At 72.0% G+C, this 20,598-nt stretch carries 15 protein-coding genes; 6 read left to right on the top strand and 9 right to left on the bottom strand.

All coding sequences use genetic code 11. The annotated features are described in order from the left end of the window. Window positions 1-13: 13 nt before the first annotated feature. The 8 genes from ACFSKW_RS21280 to ACFSKW_RS21245 all read right to left on the bottom strand — a co-directional run bounded on the left by ACFSKW_RS21280 (window position 14) and on the right by ACFSKW_RS21245 (window position 9,465). Window positions 14-1,027, bottom strand: coding sequence for a leucine-rich repeat domain-containing protein (locus tag ACFSKW_RS21280; protein ID WP_379574044.1), 1,014 nt, complete (start codon window positions 1,025-1,027; stop codon window positions 14-16). After that, entirely contained in the window at window positions 1,024-3,378 is a 2,355-nt protein-coding gene (cutA, locus tag ACFSKW_RS21275; protein ID WP_379574043.1) for an aerobic carbon-monoxide dehydrogenase large subunit, read from the bottom strand. The genes ACFSKW_RS21280 and cutA overlap by 4 nt, the downstream gene beginning before the upstream one ends. Beyond that, window positions 3,375-3,857: a (2Fe-2S)-binding protein gene (locus tag ACFSKW_RS21270; RefSeq protein ID WP_379574042.1), complete on the bottom strand. Its 483-nt coding sequence runs from the start codon at window positions 3,855-3,857 to the stop codon at window positions 3,375-3,377. The genes cutA and ACFSKW_RS21270 overlap by 4 nt, the downstream gene beginning before the upstream one ends. Next, window positions 3,847-4,710: an FAD binding domain-containing protein gene (locus ACFSKW_RS21265; RefSeq protein WP_379574041.1), complete on the bottom strand. Its 864-nt coding sequence runs from the start codon at window positions 4,708-4,710 to the stop codon at window positions 3,847-3,849. Before ACFSKW_RS21265 ends, ACFSKW_RS21270 begins: the two co-directional genes overlap by 11 nt. Beyond that, window positions 4,707-6,065: a uracil-xanthine permease family protein gene (locus tag ACFSKW_RS21260; RefSeq protein ID WP_379574040.1), complete on the bottom strand. Its 1,359-nt coding sequence runs from the start codon at window positions 6,063-6,065 to the stop codon at window positions 4,707-4,709. The genes ACFSKW_RS21265 and ACFSKW_RS21260 overlap by 4 nt, the downstream gene beginning before the upstream one ends. Before the next feature lie 206 nt (window positions 6,066-6,271). Continuing rightward, window positions 6,272-7,582 carry a uracil-xanthine permease family protein gene (locus ACFSKW_RS21255; protein ID WP_379574039.1) on the bottom strand — a complete coding sequence of 437 codons (1,311 nt, stop codon included), beginning with the start codon at window positions 7,580-7,582 and terminating at the stop codon, window positions 6,272-6,274. 82 nt (window positions 7,583-7,664) lie between these two features. Continuing rightward, window positions 7,665-7,874, bottom strand: a complete 210-nt coding sequence (locus ACFSKW_RS21250; RefSeq protein ID WP_379574038.1) for an RNA-binding S4 domain-containing protein — start codon at window positions 7,872-7,874, stop codon at window positions 7,665-7,667. A gap of 10 nt (window positions 7,875-7,884) precedes the next feature. Next, window positions 7,885-9,465 (bottom strand): PucR family transcriptional regulator ligand-binding domain-containing protein, encoded by a 1,581-nt coding sequence (locus tag ACFSKW_RS21245; RefSeq protein WP_379574037.1) that lies wholly within the window; start codon window positions 9,463-9,465, stop codon window positions 7,885-7,887. Between the two features lie 110 nt (window positions 9,466-9,575). Here ACFSKW_RS21245 and ACFSKW_RS21240 point away from each other — a divergent pair, with 110 nt between their 5' ends. From ACFSKW_RS21240 to ACFSKW_RS21215, 6 genes are all read left to right on the top strand, one after another. Continuing rightward, a complete protein-coding gene (locus tag ACFSKW_RS21240; protein ID WP_379574036.1) occupies window positions 9,576-10,439 on the top strand; it encodes an oxamate carbamoyltransferase subunit AllH family protein in 864 nt (287 codons plus the stop codon). Then, entirely contained in the window at window positions 10,436-11,788 is a 1,353-nt protein-coding gene (locus ACFSKW_RS21235; protein WP_379574035.1) for an FdrA family protein, read from the top strand. The genes ACFSKW_RS21240 and ACFSKW_RS21235 overlap by 4 nt, the downstream gene beginning before the upstream one ends. Next, entirely contained in the window at window positions 11,785-13,164 is a 1,380-nt protein-coding gene (locus tag ACFSKW_RS21230; protein WP_379574034.1) for a YlbE family protein, read from the top strand. The genes ACFSKW_RS21235 and ACFSKW_RS21230 overlap by 4 nt, the downstream gene beginning before the upstream one ends. 147 nt (window positions 13,165-13,311) lie before the next feature. Further along, window positions 13,312-15,795, top strand: coding sequence for a serine/threonine protein kinase (locus tag ACFSKW_RS21225; RefSeq protein WP_379574033.1), 2,484 nt, complete (start codon window positions 13,312-13,314; stop codon window positions 15,793-15,795). 359 nt (window positions 15,796-16,154) lie between these two features. Then, window positions 16,155-16,970 carry an MOSC domain-containing protein gene (locus ACFSKW_RS21220; RefSeq protein ID WP_379574032.1) on the top strand — a complete coding sequence of 272 codons (816 nt, stop codon included), beginning with the start codon at window positions 16,155-16,157 and terminating at the stop codon, window positions 16,968-16,970. Window positions 16,971-17,240: 270 nt separating this feature from the next. Further along, entirely contained in the window at window positions 17,241-18,515 is a 1,275-nt protein-coding gene (locus ACFSKW_RS21215) for an MFS transporter (protein ID WP_379574031.1), read from the top strand. Between the two features lie 387 nt (window positions 18,516-18,902). Here ACFSKW_RS21215 and ACFSKW_RS21210 read toward each other — a convergent pair whose 3' ends face one another. Beyond that, window positions 18,903-20,498 carry a bifunctional 3'-5' exonuclease/DNA polymerase gene (locus ACFSKW_RS21210; protein ID WP_379574030.1) on the bottom strand — a complete coding sequence of 532 codons (1,596 nt, stop codon included), beginning with the start codon at window positions 20,496-20,498 and terminating at the stop codon, window positions 18,903-18,905. Window positions 20,499-20,598 lie beyond the last annotated feature (100 nt).

The raw sequence follows: 20,598 nt of genomic DNA, 5'->3' as shown, positions 1-20,598 counted from the left end.
TCGCCGGCAGGGTTCAGCGCAGCACGACGCAGCCCCGCGCCTCCAGTGCGTCCAGCACGGAGGCGCCGCCGTCCAGCTTGTTCCACCGCAGGTCCAGCTTCTCCAGCGCGGGCAGCTCGGCCAGCGCCGGCGGCAGCGTCCTCAGCCTGTTGCCGCGCAGGTCGAGGTGCGTCAGCCCGGCCAGGCTTCCGATGCAGGCGGGCACCTCTGCCAGCTGGTTGTCGCGCACGTCGAGCAGGCGCAGCGTGGCGGGCAGCGGCGGCAGCCGGGTCAGCCGGTTGCCACGCAGGTGCAGCTCGCGCAGCTCGGTCAGGCCGCCGACCGTCTCGGGCAGCGTGGTCAGCCTGTTGTTGTAGAGCCGCAGCTCCTTCAGCTCGGCCAGCCCGCCGATCGAGTCGGGCAGCTCGGTGAGCTCGTTGTCGGTCAGGTTGAGGTAGGCCAGGCGGCCCAGCTTGCCCAGCGACTCGGGCACCGAGGTGAAGCCGTTGTCGCTGAGGTAGAGGTAGTCGGTCAGGTCGAGCTCGCCGATCGCCGAGGGGATCTCCCGCAGGGCGTTGTGGCCCAGGTCCAGCATCCGCAGGCGGGACAGCCCGCCGATCTCCTCCGGCACCGAGGTCAGCCGGTTCTCCGCCAGGTTGAGCGACTCCAGCCCCTCCAGCCGCCACACCGCGTCGGGCACCCTCGTCAGGCGGTTGCCGCCGGCCGCCAGGTGTCTCAGCGGGCCGAGATCGGCGGGCAGGCTCTCCAGCGCGTTGCCGTACACGAAGAGGCTCTCCAGGTACGGCGGGCACGCGGGCAGCGAGGTGAGCAGGTTGCCGTCGAGGTGCAGCGCCTTGAGCGAGGACGGCAGCGCGGGCAGCGAGGTGAGCAGGTTGCCGTCGAGGCGCAGCTCCTCCAGCCGCGTCAGCTCACCCACCCTCGCGGGCAGCTCGGTCAGCCGGTTCCATGCCAGGTCGATCAGGCGGACGTCACCGGCCACGTCCGGCAGTTCGGTCAGGCCCGCCCCAGGCGCTCGAAGCTCGCTCACTCACCGGATCTTAGCTGGAACAGCTCCGACGGCGAGATCGGCATCCTGTCGATGTCCAGGCCCTCGGCGTCCTCGATCGCGCCGGCGATCACCGAGGACACCGGGATGACGCCCGCCTCGCCCGCGCCCTTGATGCCCAGCGGGTTGAGCGGCGAGGGCGTCTCCAGGTGGTCGGTCTCGATGCGCGGGACCTCGGTGGCGTACGGCATCAGGAAGTCCATGAACGAGGCGTTGAGCAGCTGGCCGTGCGAGTCGTAGACCATCCGCTCGTAGAGCGCGCCGCCCACGCCCTGCGCGACGCCGCCGTGGATCTGCCCTTCGACGATCATCGGGTTGATGAGCCTGCCGCAGTCGTGGACGACGGCGTAGCGCAGGATGCGGATCTCCGCGGTGTCCTTGTCGGTCTCCACGATCGCGGCGTGCATGCCCGCGGCGAAGGTGGAGCGCAGCGGCGAGTAGTAGTCGCGGCCCTCCAGCCCCGGCTCGTCGCCCTCGGCGACGGGCGGCTTGTCGTAGGAGGCGGCGCCGGAGAACTGCGTCGCCTTCGCGGTCTCGGCGTCGAAGGAGTAGCGCAGCGGGTTGGACAGGACCGCGACCGTGGACAGCGGGATGGAGGCGGACGGCGCGCCGACCACGTGGACGAGCCCGTCGGTGATCTCCAGGTCGCCCGGGTCGGCCTCCAGGGCTTCGGCCGCGATCCGCAGCGCCTTCTCCCGCACCTTCCTGCAGGCCAGGGCGATCGCGTTGCCGCTGACCACGGCCGCGCGCGAGGCGAAGGTGCCCACGGCGTACCCGAACCTGCGGGTGTCGCCCGTGACGACGGACACCCGCTCGATCGGCACGCCGAGCTCCGTTGCCGCGATCTGCGCGAACACCGTCTCGTGGCCCTGACCCTGCGAGGTGAGGCCCGTGGACACGTGCACCCGTCCGTCGGAGGTGACCTGCACGTGCCCGCCCTCGTAGGGCCCTACTCCGGTGCCCTCGACGTAGCAGCCGATGCCGATGCCGAGCCCGGGCCGCCTCTCGAAGGTGTCCCAGCCGATGAGGCGCTTCAGCAGGGCGAGCATCGCCGGGTAGTCGCCGCTGTCGTAGATCAGCGGGCGGCCGTCCTGGAAGATCATGCCCTGGTCGTAGGGGAAGTCCTCGGGCTGGATGAAGTTGGCGGCCCGCACCTCGGTGCGGTCCTTGCCGAGATACCGGGCGATCTTGTCCATCGTCCGCTCCATGCAGAACACGCCCTGCGGGCGGCCCGCGCCCCTGTACGGCGTGACCTGCACGGTGTTGGTGTAGATCGAGGTGAACTCGACCCGGTAGGCGCCGATCTTGTACGGGCCGAGGAGCTGCGTCGAGGTGACGATCGGCACGATGATCCCGTAGGGCGTGTACGCGCCGTGGTCGTGCATGATCGTCACGTCGAGGCCGAGGACGCGGCCCTCGTCGTCGAAGCCGACCCGCACGTACTGCACCTGGCCGCGCTCGTGCGCGGAGGAGATGAAGTGCTCGCGCCTGTCCTCGGTCCATTTCAGCTCGCGGTTCAGCAGCATCGCCGCCCACGGCACGAGGATCTCCTCGGGCCACGGGTGCACGATCTTGACACCGAACCCGCCGCCGACGTCGGGGGCGATCACCTCGACGTGCGGGAGCGGCAGGTCGAGCTTGGCGGCGATGGCCATCCTGACGCTGGTGGAGGTCTGGGTGGAGGAGTGGACGCGCAGATCGGTGCCGTCCCATCGGGCGTGCACGCCGCGCCCCTCCAGCGGCGTGCACGCGCTGCGCTCGATGTCGAGCCTGAAGGCCAGCGTGTGCGGGGCGGTCTCGATGGCCTCGCGGGCGTTCCGCCCCTCCCTGGAGGGCACCTCCTGCACCAGGTGCGCGCCGATGTTGCCCGGCACGTCGTCGTGGACGAGTGCGGCGCCCTGGGCGGCCTCCTCGATGCCGACGACCGCCTTGAGCAGCTCGTAGTGGACGTGGATGCGCGCGCAGGCGTCCTCTGCGAGGTAGCGGTCCTCGGCGACGACCATGACGACGGGCTCGCCGACGTGCCTGACGAACTCCTTGGCGAGGGCGTAGGCCGTGCGGCCGTGGGTGAGCGCGGGGTGCGGGATGAGCAGCGGGAGCGGCTCGGCGACGCGCCCCGGCAGGTCCTCCCATGTGTAGACGGCGACCAGTCCTTCGACGTCGAGCGCGCCTGAGACGTCGATGTCGAGGATGCGGGCGTGCGCGTGCGGGGAGCGGACGAAGGCCACGGCCAGCGCGTCACGACCGAGGTCGTCGAGGAAGCGGCCCTGCCCGGTGAGCAGGCGGGGGTCCTCCTTGCGCTGGACCCGCTCGCCGAACAGCCGCGTCGTCATCGGCCCTCCTCCTCGGCGATCAGCTCGGCCGCCCGGTGGACGGACTTGACGATGTTCTGGTAGCCGGTGCACCTGCACAGGTTCCCCGAGATGCCCTCCACGACCTCCTCGTCGGTGGGCGCAGGGTTGTCCCTCAGCAGCGCGGTGACCGTGCAGAGGAAGCCGGGCGTGCAGAAGCCGCACTGCAGCCCGTGGCACTCGGCGAAGGCCCGCTGCACGGGCGACATCCCTCCTGGCCCCGCCAGGCCCTCGACCGTGGTGATCTGCCTGCCGTCGACGGTCACCGCGAACGTCAGGCACGAGCGCACGGGCTCGCCGTCGAGCAGCACCGTGCAGCAGCCGCAGACGCCGTGCTCGCACCCCACGTGGGTGCCGGTCAGCCCGAGGTCCTGGCGCAGGCAGTCCGACAGCAGCCGTCGCGCGGGCACGCTGACCCGCTCGGCGACACCGTTGACGATCAGCGTGATCTCATGCCGCATTTCTCGCCGCCTCTGTCAGCGCCCGCACGGCCAGCACCCCGACCAGGTGCCTGCGGTACTCGGCGGTCGCGTGGATGTCCGCCTCCGGTTCGGTCCTGTCCTGTACGGCCCGCGCCACGCCCGCCCAGTCGACGGTCGAGGCGGGCCGGTGCTCGCACTCCTCGCTCACGTCGGCCGTGATCGGGACGTGCCCGACGCCGACGCACGCCACCTTCGCCACCGCCACCCTCAGGTCGTCGTCGAGCCCGACGAGCGCGGCGACGCCCGCGAGCGCGTAGTCGCCGTGGCGCCTGGCCACCTCGGCGAAGGCGGTGCCCGTCCGCTCGGGCAGCGCGGGGAAGTAGGCCGAGACGGCCAGCTCGCCCGGCTCCAGCGCCGACTCCAGCGGCCCGGTGAAGAACTCGCCCGCGGGCACGTCGCGCACGACGTCGACGCGGGCCAGCCGTACGCTGCCGTCGAGCAGCGCCAGCACGGCGGGCAGTTCGGCGGCGGGGTCGGCGTGCACGAGGCTGCCGACGACGGTGCCGCGGTTGCGGATCACCGGGTGCGCCACCAGCTTGAGCGCCTGGCGCAGCAGCGGCTGCGCCCGCGCGACCTCGGCCGAGCGCTCCACCTGGGAGTGGCGGGCCAGCGCGCCGACGCGCACGCCCGCCCCTTCGATCCCGAAGGGTTCAAGGGCCTCGATCCTGTTGATGTCGATCAGCTGCTCGGGCGCGGCCAGGCGCATGTTGAGCAGCGGGATCAGGCTCTGGCCCCCGGCCAGCACCTTGCCGTGCGCCCCTGCCTCGGCGAGGGCCTCGATGGCCTCGCCGAGGTCGCGGGGCGCGTGGTAGACGAACGGGGCGGGTTTCACCCGGTGGTCTCCCTCACTGCAGGGGCCCTCGTTCCCGCGATCCAGCGCAGCAGGTGGTAGCCGGCCACCACCACGATGGTGCCGAGCGCGATGCCCTCCAGGGTGAAGTCGCTGCTGATCACGTGTTTGACCGGTCCGATGGCCATGATGATGCCCGCGCCGATCGGGACCATGTTGACGGGGTCGGAGAAGTCCACCCTGTTCTCGATCCAGATCTTCGCGCCCAGGAGACCGATCATGCCGTAGAGGATGACGGTGACCCCGCCGAGCACGCCGCCCGGCGTGGCGGCGACCAGCGCCCCGAACTTCGGGCACAGGCCGAACAGGATCGCGATGACGCCGGCGATGTAGTAGGCGGCGGTGGAGTAGACGCGGGTGGCGGCCATGACGCCGATGTTCTCGGCGTAGGTGGTGGTGGGCGAGCCGCCGACCGCGCTGGTGATCATCGTGCCGATGCCGTCGGCGGCGACGGCGCGGCCCATGTACGGGTCCACGTCGGTGCCGGTCATCTGGCCCACCGCCTTGACGTGCCCGATGTTCTCGGCGATCAGCGCGATCACGGCGGGCAGTACCAGCAGCGAGGCGGAGATCCTGAAGTCGGGCAGGTGCATGCTCGGCAGTCCGATCCAGTCGGCCTGCGCGACCGCGTCGAGGTTCACCCGCGGATGCGTGTCGATCTTGCCGGCGCCGGCGTTGAAGGAGGTGATGTTCCCGAAGACCTTGTCGGCCGCCCAGGACAGCACGAACCCGGCGACCAGCCCGATGAGGATGCCGATGCGGCCGAGGAATCCCTTGAACGCCACGATCACCACGAACGTGATCACCATCGTGACCAGCGCCATCCACTGGTCCTGCGGCCAGTAGACGTCGGCGACGACGAACGCGAGGCCGAAGCCGATCAGCATGACCACCGCGCCGGTGACGACCGGCGGGAAGATCTTGTGGATGATCTGCACGCCCAGCACGTGGATCGCCACACCCGCCAGGAACAGGACGAACCCGGCGACGAGGATGGCGCCCGTGACGATCGCGTCGACGCCCGCCGTGTCACCGCCGAACGCCGCCCTGATCGCCAGCACGCCGCCGACGAAGGAGGCGCTGGTGCCGAGATAGCTGGGGATCTTCCCCTTGACGATCAACAGGAACAGGATCGTCGCGACACCCGACATCATGATCGCGGTATTCGGATCAAGGCCCATGACCAGCGGGAACACGAACGTCGCGCCGAACATCGCGATCACGTGCTGCGCGCCGAACCCCACCATGCGGGGCCAGGAGAGGCGCTCGTCAGGCTTGACGACCTCTCCGGGGGCCAGGTGTTTGCCGTCTCCGTGTTTGGTCCAACCCAAAACCATGAGAGCCCCTCTGTTCGCGCTCCATCGGTTCGGTGGCCGCCCCGCAGGCCGTTGCGGGCACATTAGGACGTCTCCGGCGGGCGTTCACCGGCATGTTCTGCCAACTTTCTTCATCCCGTACGGCAAGCCGGGTCATGCGCCGTCGGTGACCAACCGTTACCGCACGCCGTACCCTTCCTCGAGGACGCCCACCCCCACCAGGGCCGTCAGTTCCTGTTGACGGCGCGCAACCCGTGGTAGCCGGCCAGCAGGACGAGCGTGCCGAGAGCGATGCCGCTGAGCGCGAAGGTGCCCGTCACAGGGAAGGCCACGGGCCCGATGGCGCAGATGATGCCCGCGCCGACCGGCACCAGGTTGACGGGGTCGTTGAGGTCGACCTTGTTCTCGATCCAGATCTTGGCCCCGAGCAGGCCGATCATGCCGTACAGGATGGTCGTCACGCCGCCGAGCACTCCGCCGGGCGTGGCCGCCACCAGCGCGCCGAACTTCGGGCAGAGCCCGAACAGGATCGCGATCACCGCCGCCACGTAGTAGGCGGCCGTGGAGTAGACCCTGGTGGCGGCCATGACGCCGATGTTCTCCGCGTACGTCGTGGTCGCGGGGCCGCCGACCGCGGTCGAGACGACCGTGCCGACGCCGTCGGCCATGACCGCCCGTCCCATGTACCCGTCGACGTCGGCGCCCGTCATCTCGCCGACCGCTTTGACGTGGCCGACGTTCTCCGCGATCAGCGCGATGACCACCGGCAGCACCAGCACGATCGCCGACGCCTCGAAGACCGGGCCGTGCAGGGTCGGCAGCCCGATCCAGTCGGCCTGGGCGACCGCGTCGAAGTTCACCCTGAAGTGCTCGGTGACCCTGCCGTCGCCTCCCGGCGAGGTGATCGTCCCGCCCGTCCTGTCCCACACCCAGGACAGGACGAACCCGAAGACCAGGCCGAGCAGCACGCCGATCCTGCCGAGGAAGCCGCGCAGGACGCCGACGAAGACGAACGTCGCGGCCATGGTGATGAGCGCCACCCATGGATCCTGCGGCCAGTAGACGTCGGCCGCCACGTAGGCCATGCCGAATCCGATCAGCATGACGACGCCGCCGGTGACGATCGGCGGGAAGACCCTGTGGATGATCCGCACGCCCAGCAGGTGGATCGCCAGGCCGGCCAGCGCGAGCACGACGCCGACCGCCAGCAGCGCGCCGGTCACGGTGGCGTCGCCGCCGCCCGCGGCCCTGATCGCCACGACCGCGCCGACGAACGACGCGCTCGACCCGACGTAGCTGGGGATCCTCCCCTTCACGATCAGCAGGAAGATGATCGTCGCCACACCCGACATCATCACCGCGAGGTTGGCGTCCAGGCCCATCACCAAGGGGAAGACGAACGTGGCGCCGAACATCGCGATCACGTGCTGCGCGCCGAAGCCCACCATGCGCGGCCACGTCAGTCTTTCGTCGGGCCTGACCAGCTCGCCGGGAGCCGGCGACTTCCCTTCACCGTGCAGCTTCCACCCGAGTGCCATCCAAACCACTTCCCAACCTGCGGTTACGTCTCCTACTTGATGCCGGAGAGAACCTTAGAGGCTGGGCGGGCGGGACCGTTCATCAGGCGATGTGGATGGTGAACCCGTCACCGCTGACGACCTGGCCCGACCTGATCTTGCAGGTCTTGCGGAGCTCGACCTGCCCGTCGACCAGCACCATCCCCTCGGCGATCAGGTGCTTGGCCATGCCGCCCGTCTCGGTGACGCCGCAGTACTTCAGCAGGTCGCACAGCGGGATGTAGTCGGAGTTGAGCTCGAAGTCCAGGTCCACGGACCACAGCCTAGATGCCCCGCATGCGCAGCACGTGCAGGGCCAGGGTCAGGTTGAGCCGCAGGTGGGGGTCCTCGGTGAAGTTGCCGAGGAGCCGTTCGAGCTTGCCGATGCGGTAGCGCAGCGTGTTGTAGTGGAAGTGCAGCCGCCTGGCCGTCTCGGCGACGTTCAGGTTCGTCTCCAGCAGCACCTGCAGCGTCCTGCGCAGGTCGGCGTTCTCGCTGTCGTCGTCGCCGGCCAGCGGACCGAGCGTCTCGCGGACGAAGGCGTGCAGCTCCGCGGTGTCGTTGACCAGCGACAGCAGCCGGTAGACGCCGAGCTGGTCGAAGTGCGCGACCGCGCCTGGCCCGTGCAGCTGCCTGCCCACCCTGGCCGCCTTCAGCGCCTGGCCGTACGCCTCGGGCAGGCCCTCGGCGCCGGGACAGGAGCGGCTCGTGCCGGTGGAGAAGGTGCCGACGGAGGAGGCGTCGGCGAAGGCGGCCGCCGCGTCGCGGGCGACCTTCGAGCTGTCGACGCCGGCGTCGACCACGGCGACCACCTCATGGGAGAAGCCGGCGACCGCGCCACGCGGGTCGTGGCGGCGCATGGCGGAGGTCCACGAGGCGACCAGGCGGTCCTGCGCGGTGCGCTCGTCGCACTCGGGATCGAGTTCGGCGACCAGGACGGTGACGGGGCGTTCGAGGTCCCAGCCGAAGGCGCGCGACCTGTTGGCGATCCGCTCGGCCGAGCCCGCCCTGCCGGTCAGCACATCCCGCAGGAAGTCGGCACGGTACTTGCTCTCGACCGCGTTGACCGCGTCCTGCCTGGTGATGACGAGCGCCGCGACTGTGGCGGCGCGTTCGAGGATGCCGATGTCGCTGTCGCGGATCGTCCCCGCGGGGCTGTGGGCGAGGATCCTGCCGTGATGGTGGCCGCCCGCGACGACGGGAACGGCGGCGAAGTTCCCCGTACGGCCCGCCGTACCGGACAGCTGGCGGAGGGCGGCGACGTGCTCGGGCGGGCCTGCGGAGGCCAGAACCCTGCCCGCGCCGTCGACGGCGGCGACGGCCACGTCCAGCAGCCCGGCCACCTCGGCGGTGACCTCGCCGAGCCCGCCTCCGGCCAGCACCACCTGGACCAGCGCCCGGTGCGCCTCCTCCGCACGGACGAGCACGGCCGCCTGCCTGTTGAGGATGTCGGTGAGCACCTGGTTGAGGATGTCGTCGAAGCCCACGTCGTTGGGCAGCAGGATCAGCGGGAAGCCCAGCCGGTCGGCCTGGGCGACCATCTCGTCGGGCAGCGCGTCGACGTAGCGGCCGAGCTTGATGGCGAGCGCGGCCAGGCCGCGTTCGTCGAGGTCGGCGACCAGGCGGTCGAGCGACTGCGGGGTGTTGCGCAGCGGGTAGCCCGTGGTGAGCAGCAGCTCGTGCGGCTTCACCCAGGCGAGGATGTCGGGGACCTCCATCACGTTGAGTCGCTGGACGATCCGGTCGAGACCGGACTCTCCCGCGATCAGCTCGGCCTTCGCTAGCGTGGAGACGCCGAGCACTTCGCCCACCGAAACGCCGTGGATGATCGTTCCGGTGCTGGCCAGGCGGACAGGGGGCTCCATGAGGCGATTGTGACTGATGAACCTGTGTGTCAGGAAGAGCCAACCTTTTGACCGACTGTTGGCACATTTCTCCGTACGGAGGTGTGAAGGGCCGCTCTACCGTCGGGTCCATGACGCTCGGCACGCAGAGAAGGGTCCAGCCGCGCACCCACCTCACGGGAGCGGCGAGCGCGGCCGTCCGCCCGGTGCTGGAGTCGGCCAGGATGCCGGCGCGGGTGCTGGCGACGGTGTCCGTGGGCGTGTATCTGGAGGTGCGGACGCAGCTGGAGCCATCGGTGATCGCGATGATCACCGGCGAGGCGACCAGGCTGCCCAACTCGGTGCTGCTGGCGGGCGAGCTGCCGCGGGTGAGCGTCGGCGACGAGGCCGCCGTGGGCGACGGGGTCATCGAGGTCGGCCGCTACCGGGTGAAGGCGCGCCGCTGGTGGGACCCCTCGCCCGCGCTGCCCTCCGTGGGGCTCGAACGGCTGGCCCGCGCCGTTCCGGCGATGTCGCCGCAGACGTCCAGGCGGCCTGGCCTCGAAGGCAACGGCGCCATCTCCCTGCTGGCGGCCGGATGCGCCGAGGCGTCGCTGGTGCGCGCCGTGAGCGCCGCCGAACAGCTGGTGGGGCTCGGACCCGGGCTGACCCCCAGCGGCGACGACGTGCTCGCGGGCCTGCTCGTGGCGCTGCGCCACCTGGGCTCGGCCGCGCGGGTCGCCCGCGCGGTGTGGCTGGCCGACTGGCTGTCCGCCGCCGTCACCTTCGACGCGCGTACGCGCACCACCCCGATCTCGGCGACGCTCCTGCACTGCGCGGCCAGAGGAGAGGCGAGCCCCGAAGTGGCGGGCGTGCTGCGCGGCATCGCGGGCGCGCAGCCGATCGAGCCCGCCCTGAGACGGCTGCTACAACTCGGGCACACCTCCGGCGCCGATCTCGCGCAAGGCCTGCGCATCGGCCTCGACTCGGTGCTGGCCCTCGGAGCGGGCTCATGAACTCCCTGGTGAAACTGGTCCCCGGCGTCTATCACGACTCGGTGAGCCTGATGCGGGTCAGCCAGGCGCTGTCCGCGATGCCGGGCGTGGAGGTGGCCGTCATCGCGATGGCCACGCCGCTCAACCTCGATCTGGCCAGGGAGCTGGGCTTCGACCCTCCCGCCGCCGCGTCCTCCGGGTCCGAGCTGCTGGTGGCGGTGCGGGCGCGGGACGTGACGGCCGCGACGGACGAGCTCGACCGGCTGCTGGGCGAGCTGTCGAGCCGCTCGCCCGCCGAGGCGGCCGACTTCCCTCCGCGCACCACCCGCTCGGCGGTCAGGGCGGGAGCGGCCAACCTGGTGCTGGTCTCGGTGCCGGGCGAGCACGCCTTCGCCGAGGCGCTCGACGCCGTCGAGGCGGGCCTGCCCGTGATGATCTTCAGTGACAACGTGCCCGTGGAACAGGAAGTGCTGCTCAAGCGGCTGGCCGAGGAGCGCGGCGGCCTCGTCATGGGCCCCGACTGCGGGACCGCGGTGATCGGCGGGGCGGGACTGGGGTTCGCCAACGTGCTGCGACCTGGACCCGTCGGCGTGGTCGCCGCCTCGGGCACGGGGGCGCAGCACGTGACCTCGCTGCTCGACCTGGCAGGCGTCGGCGTGAGCCATGTGCTGGGCGTCGGGAGCAGGGACCTGTCCGCCCAGGTGGGCGGCCTGTCGGCGATACGGGCGCTGCGCTGGCTCGACGACGATCCGGGGACCGAGCTGATCGTGCTGATCTCCAAGCCGCCCGCGCCCGAGGTGGCGCGGGCGGTACAGGAGGTCGTGGACAAGCTGCGGACGCCCGTGGTGTCCGCGCTGCTGGGCACCTCGGGCGGCGACCTGACCGCGGCCGCGGAGAGCGCGCTGGGCAGGCTCGGTCTCGAACCGCCCGCGTGGCCCTCGTGGAGCAGGCCGATCGCGCGCGGCTCCGTCCGCGGCCTGTACTCGGGCGGCACCCTCTGCACCGAGGCGTCGCTGATCACGCCGGGCGGCTTCGTCGACTACGGCGACGACGTCTTCACCAGGGGCAGGGCGCATCCGATGATCGACCCGACCCTCAGGCTCGAAGCCCTCGCCAAGGTCGAGCCAGGCGAGGTGGCGCTGATGGACGTGGTGCTGGGCCACGGCGCCGACCCCGATCCCGCGCTTCGGCTGGCCCCCGCGATCGGGGCGGCGGCCGGCAGGGGCGTCCAGGTGGTGATCGCCCTGATCGGCACGGAGGGCGACCCGCAGGGGCTGCGCCGCCAGGCCGCGACGTTGTACGAGGCGGGCGCCGCGGTCTTCACCTCCAACGCCCACGCCGCCCGTCACGCCGCAGGGAGCGCCACGTGAGCCTTCTGCCCGTCGATCCGCACGTCGTCACGGTCGGCGCCGACCTGCTCGGCGAGGCGCTGGACGCCCAGGCGGTCACCAGGACCGCGGTCGACTGGCGGCCTCCGCTGCCCGGCACGGCCGCCGCGCTTGCCGCGGTGCTGGCCGACCCGCGCAGGACCGCCGCCAACGAGGTGGCCGTCGGCCGCCTGCTGAGCGCCCGCCCGCAGCTCGTCGACGTACGGCCGGCCGCCGACGCGCTCGGCCTCGGCAGGGGGACGTTCCTGCACGCGGGGCCGCCGATCACCTGGGAGCGGGCGTCGGGCCCCATGCGCGGCGCGCTGATCGGCGCGATGCTGCTGGAAGGCATGGCCGCCACGGTCGAGGAGGCCGAGCGCGGCCTGGCGGCGGGCGAGGTCACGCTCGACTCCTGCCACCACCACCGCACGGTCGGCCCGATGGCGGGCGTGGTCAGCCCCTCCATGTGGCTGTTCGAGGTGCGCGACGCCGAGCACGGCGGCACCGCCTACTGCTCGCTCAACGAGGGCCTCGGCAAGGTGCTGCGCTACGGCGCCTACGGCCCCGAGGTGCTGGACCGGCTGCGCTGGATGGGCGAGGTGCTGGGGCCCGCCCTGCGCGACGCGCTGCGGATCAGCGGCCCGATCGACCTGCGCGCGCTCATCGCGCAGGCGCTGCAGATGGGCGACGAGCTCCACAACCGCAACAGGGCCGCCACCTCGCTGTTCCTGCGCGAACTGGCCCCCGCGCTGGTCGAGGCCGCCCCCGCCCGCGCCGCGGAGGTTCTGCGCTTCGCGGGAGGCAACGACCACTTCTTCCTCAACCCCGCCATGGCCGCGGGCAAGGTCAGCACCGACGCCGCCCGGGGCGTGCCCGGCTCCTCGCTGGTCGTGGCCATGGCCCGCAACGGCACCGACTTCGGCGTGCAGGTCTCCGGTCTGGGCGACCGCTGGTTCACCGGGCCCGCGGGCGTCCCCGACGGCCTCTACCTCGGCGCGTACGGCCCCGCCGACGCCAATCCCGACATCGGCGACTCGACCATCACCGAGACCTCGGGCCTGGGCGGCTTCGCCATGGCCGCGGCGCCCGCCATCGTCAGGTTCGTCGGCGGCGAGGTCGGCGACGCGGTCACGGCCACGCGCTCGATGTACGAGATCACGCTCGCCGAGCATCCCGCCTACCAGATTCCCGGGCTCGGATTCCGCGGCACGCCCGTCGGCATCGACGTGGCGCTCGTCGCCAGGACGGGCCTGCTTCCCGTCGTCAACACCGGCATAGCAGGCAAGATCCCAGGAACAGGACAAGTAGGTGCGGGACTGGTGAGTCCGCCCGCCGAGGCCTTCATTGCCGCACTCAACGCGCTCGCATTCGATAAGTGATCAATTAGCAGTTTCGGCGTTCCCGCACGTCAAACCCGGATTGCCGTCCGTTCGATTACGTTGCCCGCGCGTCGACTTCCGTTTACTAATCGCATGCCGATATGGTGTCGAACCTCGCAATTCGGCGTAGGGAATAGGGGGCGGGAGATGTCTGACCGCTTGCTCGGACAGGTCCCTGCCGAGGGACCTGGCGTGCCGGGGGGCACGGAGAGCCACGGTCGTCTGGTCGGTCGCAGGTACAAGTTGCTGTCCCCCGTCGGCAGGGGCGGCATGGGCATGGTGTGGCACGCGCACGACGTGTTGCTCGACCGGCCCGTAGCGGTGAAGGAGCTGATCCTTCCCTACGGCCTCGACCACGCGGGCAAGCAGGTGGCGCACCGCCGCATGATGCGCGAGGCCCGCTCGGCCGCGCGCCTCGGCCACCCCGGGATCGTGACCGTCCACGACGTCGTCGAGGAGGACGGGCGGCCGTGGATCGTGATGGAGCTGGTCAGGGCATGGTCCCTGGAGCAGGCCGTACGGCAGAGCGGGCCCCTGCCCGTCATCCAGGCCGCCGAGATCGGCATCAGGGTGCTCGACGCGCTCAGGCACGCGCACGCGGCGGGCATACTCCACCGTGACGTCAAGCCGGGCAACGTCCTGCTCACCGCCGACAGGGTCGTCCTGACCGACTTCGGCATCGCGGCCATCGAGGGCGACGTCACGATCACCCAGACCGGGCTGCTGATGGGCTCGCCGGCCTACGTCCCACCGGAGCGGCTGTCCGGACAGCCCATCACCCAGGCGGCCGACCTGTGGTCCTTCGGGGCGACCCTCTACGCGGCCGTGGAGGGGCGGCCGCCGTACGAGGGGCCCGACGCGATCGCCGTGCTCGGCGCGGTGCTGACGCAGGACCCGGTCAGGCCGCAGCGGGCCGGCGCCATGCTGCCGGTCATCGAGGGACTGCTGCGCAAGAACCCGGCCGAGCGGATGAACGCGGGCCAGGTCGCCGACCTGCTCGAACGGGTTCTGGCCAGCCACGGGGGCGGCTCGCCGCGCTCGCAGGGGCCGATTCCGACGCCGTCGAACTCGACGCCCGCGCACCTGCTGCCGCCGCTCGACCCGCCGTCGGGGCCGCTGCCCACGCGGATCGTGGAGACGCCGTCCGGGCCGGTCCGCGTGCCGTACGACCCGCAGGCCGGCCCTTCGGAGGGGACGGGGACCCCATCCGGCGCCCACGCGCACCCGCAGGGGTTCGACGCTTTCGGTAGCTCTTCGGGGGGCTCGACTGGTCCTGTTCCCGATGCGAAGGGCGGATTCGACGCGATGAGCGACCCTGGCGGTTACGACTCACTCGGCGGCCCCCGCGGCTACGACTCGACGGGGGGCCACAACTCCGTCGGAGGTCATGACCCCGCGGGCGGCTACCACTCCGCAGGCGGCTACGACTCGACGGGGGGCTACGACTCCGTCGGAGGTCGCGACTCCGCGGGCGGCTACCACTCCGTGGGCGGCTACGACTCCTTGGGCGGCCCATCGGGACCGCATGGCTACGACGCCCTGCACAGCTCGTCGGACCCCCGGGGTTACGACGCGCTCCGCAGTTCCTCCGACCCCCGCGGCTCCTTCGACCCCCGCAGTTCCTCGGATCCCCGCGGTTCCTCGGACTCCCGCGGCTCCTTCGACCCCCGCGGTTACGATGCCCTCCGTAGCTCCTCCGACCCTCGCGGCTTTCCCTCCGACCCGGCGGGACCCGCGCCCGGGCGCTCCGGCGCCTTCCCCGGCGGACCCGGCGCCTCCCCGCCTCCCGCGGGGCCAGGCTCCGGCCGTACGGGCGCGAACTCCTTCCCCGCCTCTCCCCCACCGGCCCCCGGCGGGCGGGGCGTGCCCGAGCCGCAGCCGATCCTGCCGCTGACCGACAGCCTGCGCGGCGGCTCCCCCGCCGCGGCCCCGTGGCCGCTGACCCCGGGTGACGAGCCTCGTTCCGCCACCCGTGACGACCTCGCGGGACACGGCCGCAGGCGGAACACGGGCGGCGGCTGGACACGCGACGGCCGCCCCACCCCGCGCCTGATCGTCACCCTGGTCGCCGTCATCGGCGCGGCGGCGGCCGCGATCGTCGTCCTCACCTCGGGCGGTTCCCCTTCCGAGCCGAGCGTCAGCGCCACCACCGCGGCCTCCCCTGCGCCGGTCAAGCAACCGCTGGCCGCCGTCGCCGTACCCGAGGGGTTCAAGGAGCACACCCCGGAGGGCTTCACCGCGGCCGTCCCTGCGGAGTGGAAGCTGTCGGCGTCCGGCGGGGAGGCGATCTTCACGGGCCCCAAGGACTCCGGAATGAAGATCACCGTGGAGCAGGCCTCACCGCAGAAGGACGGCGGGCTGGCCGAACTGACCGGCAGGGAGGCCGACGGCGGGGTCGAGGGGTACATCCAGGTCCAGCTCCAGGAGGTCAGGTACCGCTCGTGGAAGGCCGCGGACTGGGAGTACCAGTACACGCAGTCCAACGGCGTGCCGATGCAGGTGCTGACCCGTTACGTCACGCTGGACGACAGGGACGCCTTCCAGATCACGTTCACGACGCCGCAGTTGCGATGGGACGACCAGGCCGAGACCCGCAAGGTCTTCCTGGACACCTTCCGCCCCACCACCTGACACTCCCCCACCGCTGAAGCCCGTGCCCACCACCTGACGCCCCTCCCACCCCTGAAGCCCATGCCCACCCACCTCTCGAGGCCCGTGCCCACGTCCTGAAGCCGCCCCGCCCCGCCCCGCGGAGCCCAGCCCGCGGCCGTCGCTGCGCGGCCGCTCGCCCTGTGCCCCCTCCCCCAAGGCTCAACCACTGTCGGGCGCGACCGCAGACACCTTGCCGCCTGGCCTGTCAGGTACGGCTTCTGGCGGCCCGCCGACCCATCCCCTGCCGCCCTCAAGGGCGGGGCCGCTCGCCGTTCGGCCTCCAGGACGGGGATGGGGCCGGGATCCGGCGAGCCCCTCGCGTGCGCTACCGTCACGCCATGAGGTTGGCGAGCATCCATTTCTATCCGGTCAAGTCCACCGCGGGTCACGACGTCACCGAGGCCGAGGTGGAGCCGTGGGGGCTGAAGGACGATCGCCGCTACCTGGTCGCCACCCCCGACGGCGAGATGCTGACGGCGAGGGAGGAGCCCAAGCTGCTGGCCTGCAGGGCGGAGGTGTCCGGCGGACGCCTCACTCTCGCCGGTCCGCACCGCCCGCCGCTCCTCGTGACCCCCACCTCCCAGCTGAGCGACACCCAGGTGTGGCGCACCCGGGTGAAGCTCACCGACTGCGGCGACGACGCGGCCGAGTGGCTGTCCGCGCTGGTGGACAGGCCCGTCCGGCTGATGTGGCTCGACGATCCGACGCGCCGTCCCGTCAACCCCGAACACGGCACGCCGCAGGACCGGGTGTCGCTCGCCGACGGCTATCCGCTGCTGCTCGCCTCCACCACCTCCCTCGACCAGCTGAACGACTGGATCGCCGAGGGCGCCGTCGAACGCGGCGAGGAACTGCCCGAGCCGCTGCCCATGCGCAGGTTCCGCCCGAACGTGGTCGTCTCGGGGGCCGCGACGCCGTTCGTCGAGGACGGCTGGAAGCGGGTGCGCATCGGCGAGGTGAGCTTCCGCATGACCAAGCCGTGCGCCAGGTGCGTGCTGACCACCATCGACCCCGACACCCTGCAGAAGGGCAAGGAGCCGCTGCGCACGCTCGGCAGGCACCGCAGGATCGACAAGAAGCTGCTGTTCGCCGTCAACCTCATCCCGGACGGCCCCGGCACGATCCGCGTCGGCGACCCCGTAACCGCCCCCTGACACCCGCAGGCCGATGGGGGTCCCGCAGACGTGGGGCCTCTGTCCCGCACGCCCTCCAGGCCATCGCACACCTCCACCCGACCGGCGACCCGCACGCTCTCCCGGCTGCCATCCCGCATGCGCTCCTGACCGTGGTCCCGCGTGCGTGAGGTCGGCCGTCCCATCCACGTGGAGCCGTCCCGCACGCGTGGGGCCCGGCTCTCGGGGGACTCACGGGAGCGATCTTCGTCCGCTTTGGGGTGATGTTGAGGGCTATGCGACACTTCACCGGTGACCACCAGCCCCACCAAGCCCGAAACTCCGTCAGTCGAGGGTGTGCAGCGCCGCACGCTCGCCGTCCTTTCGGGCGCCCAGATCACCGGCGGCGTCGGCGTGGCCGTGGGCCTGGCGCTCAGCTCCCTCGTGGTCTTCAAGCTGTCGGGCTCCGAGGCCGTCAGCGGCCTGGCCGGCACGGCGACCGTGCTGGGGGCGGCGATCCTGGCGCTGCCCGCCGCGAAGGTCTCGGGCAAGGGCGGGCGCAGGGCGGGCCTCGGCCTGACGTACCTGGCGGCGCTGACCGGATGCCTGATCTCGGTGCTGGCGATCACGATCGCCTCGTGGCCGCTGTTGCTGGCGGGACTGGTGCTGGTCGGCGGCGGCAGCGCGGGCAACCTGGCCGCCCGCTACTCGGCCACGGACCTGTCACCGCCGGGTCACGCCGCCAGGCATCTGTCGCTGGTGGTGTGGGCCGCGACCATCGGCTCGGTGGCCGGGCCGAACCTGGCCGCGCCCGCCGACGGGCTCGGCATCGACCTGGGATTGGTGCCCACGGCGGGCCCCTTCGCGTTCGCCGCGATCTCCTTCGCCGTCGCGCTCCTCATCATCATGGTGGGCCTGCGGCCCGACCCGCTCGTCCTCGCCAGGCGGCACAGCGGCACAGCGGCCTCCGCCGCGGCCGGGTCCAGGACGATCAGGGACGCCTGGGACACCCTCCGCGCCACCCCCGCCGCCCGCATGGCGCTGCTGGCGATCGCCGTCAGCCACACCGCGATGGTGTCGGTCATGTCGATGACCCCCGTCCACCTGCACCACGAGGGCGCCCATCTGGAGGTCATCGGGCTGGTGCTCAGCCTGCACATCGCGGGCATGTTCGTGCTGTCGCCGTTGGTCGGGTGGATCGCCGACAAGCTCGGGAAGCTGCCCGTACTGGTCCTCGGCATGGCGCTGCTGCTGGCCGCCGCGACGCTCGCCGGTACGGCGGGCGAGCACCACGTCGGGCAGGTGACGGCAGGACTGGTGCTGCTGGGCGTCGGCTGGTCCTGCGGCCTGGTCGCGGGCTCGGCCATGCTCTCGGAGTCGGTCGCCATCGAGCGCCGCCCCGCCGTACAGGGCCTGTCGGACCTGCTGATGAACGTCTGCGGCGCGACGGGCACCATCGTGGCGGGCGCGATCGTGGGTGCGCTGTCCTACGGCATGCTCGGCCTGGTCGTGGGCGCCATGGTCACGATCACGGGGCTGTGGCTGGCCCTCAGAGGGCGATCGGGCCGGATCGCACCGGCCGCCTGACCGGCTCCGACCCCACGAACCCATCGGCTCCAGGCCCTGGCCCCGTCCACACCACAGCGTGAAGATCGCCCCGCCCGTGGAACCGATCACACGCGTCGCCGCCTCGCCCGCCCACCGGCCCCCAGAGGCCTACTGGCGGCGCTCAGAGGGTCGGCGGCGCGGTGGCCACGAAGCGGTGGCCACGAAGTCGGGGGCGCGGTGATGGGGACGCAAGGGTAGGGGCTGGGAGTCCGCGGGCCGGCCGTGGCAGGACACCCGGGATCGAGGTGGGCGGTCCAACGGGAAGGGCGAGTGGGACGACCGGGGGTCACTTGGCGTCCGGGAAGAGCGGGTGGGACGACCGGGGGTCACTTGGCGTCCGGGAAGAGCGGGTGGGACGACCGGGGGTCACTTGGCGTCGGCGTAGCAGGAGACGGTGACCGCCTCCATCGGGAAGCGCACCGGCGTCGCCCCGAACAGCAGCCGGGTCGCCTCCGTCGCCGCCGTCGCGACCGCGGCGGTCACCTGCTCGGCCTGGTCGAGCGGGCAGTGCACCATCACCTCGTCGTGCTGGAAGAACACCAGCCTGGCGGGCTCGGGCAGCAGCCCGCGCAGCACGGCCATCAGCGCCAGCGCCCATTCCGCGGCCGTGGCCTGGACGACGAAGTTGCGGGTGAAGCGCCCCCTGTCGCGGGCCGCCCGAGCCCCGTCGGGCCCGGAGACCAGATCCTTCCAGCGTTGCGACGGCGGCGGGCTGGTACGGCCGAGCCACGACCTGACGAGCTTGCCCTCCTCCCCCGCCTTGGCCGCGTCCTCGACGAACCGGTAGGCGCGGGGGAAGCGCTCCCGCATCACGGCCAGCAGCTTGGGCGCGTCGCCGCTGGTCCCGCCGTACATGGCGGACAGCATCGCGATCTTGGCGTTGTCGCGTTCGCCGCCGAAGGCCTTGGCCAGCGCGGAGTAGAGGTCGATCTCGCCCGCCGCGGTGGCCAAGCCCCTGTCGCCCGCCATGGCGGCCAGCACCCTCGGTTCCAGCTGGGCGGCGTCGGCCACGATCAACGCCCAGCCCTCGTCGGCCACCACGACCTTGCGCATCACCTTCGGGATCTGCAGCGCCCCTCCGCCGCTGGTCGCCCAGCGGCCCGAGACGACGCCGCCCACGACGTACTCCGCTCTGAAGCGCCCCTCCCGCACCCACTGGTCGGCCCATACCCAGCCGTGGAAGCTGTAGAGCCGGGCCAGCTCCTTGTAGGCCAGCAGCGGGGCGACGGCGGGGTGGTCGACCTGCTTGAGCTCACTCGACCTGGTGGTCTTCAGCGCCACGCCGGCCGACTTGAACGCCTTGACCAGTTGCTGCACGGAGTCGGGGTTGACGGGGTGGCCGAACGCCGCCGACACCTGGTCGGCCAGCGCCTGCAGCTTGGCGGGCCGCATGCCGTGGACGGGCCGCGGGCCGAGCAGTTCGGCGAGCAGCTCCTCATGGACGTCACGCCGCCACGGCATGCCGTCGTGGCCCATCTCGGCGGCGATCAGCGTGCCCGCCGACTCGGCGGCGACGAGCAGCCTGAACCTGCCGGGGTCGGGCAGCGCCTCGATCCTGGCGAGCTGGTCGGCCAGGATCTCGGCCAGCGCGTCGGCGCCCAGTTCGGCCCTCTCGGGCTCGAACAGCGTGTCCTGCCTGGCGGTGGGCTCGTCACCGTCCTCGGGCACGGGAAGCCCGTGGAGCCTGGCGTGGGCGGCCTCGGCCGAGCGCGGCTCGCCGTACCTGCCCTCGTGGGCGAGCAGCAGCGCCTCCGTGAGCGTCAGGTCGTGGCAGCGCGCCACCCGCACGCCCGCCGCCAGCAGCGCCGGGTAGACCTGTCGTGCGTCGGCCCACACCCAGCGGGGACGGCGCGGCTCCAGCTCCCGTACGGCGGCGGCCAGGTCGTCGACGCGGCGGGCCTGGCCCTCGACCGGGCGCAGCGTCCCGCCGCCCGAGGAGTCTGAGGTCAGGGCGACGTACACGCCTCCAGCCTGCCAGGCCGCACCGACATTTCCCCCGGATGGCGACCCTGGCTGCCCGGCCCATGAGCCCCCGGTCCATGAGCCCCCGGCCGAGGAGCCC

Source organism: Nonomuraea mangrovi, from assembly GCF_042681425.1.
GTDB classification, from domain to species: domain Bacteria; phylum Actinomycetota; class Actinomycetes; order Streptosporangiales; family Streptosporangiaceae; genus Nonomuraea; species Nonomuraea mangrovi.
This window is presented reverse-complemented; position numbering and strand designations above follow the sequence as displayed.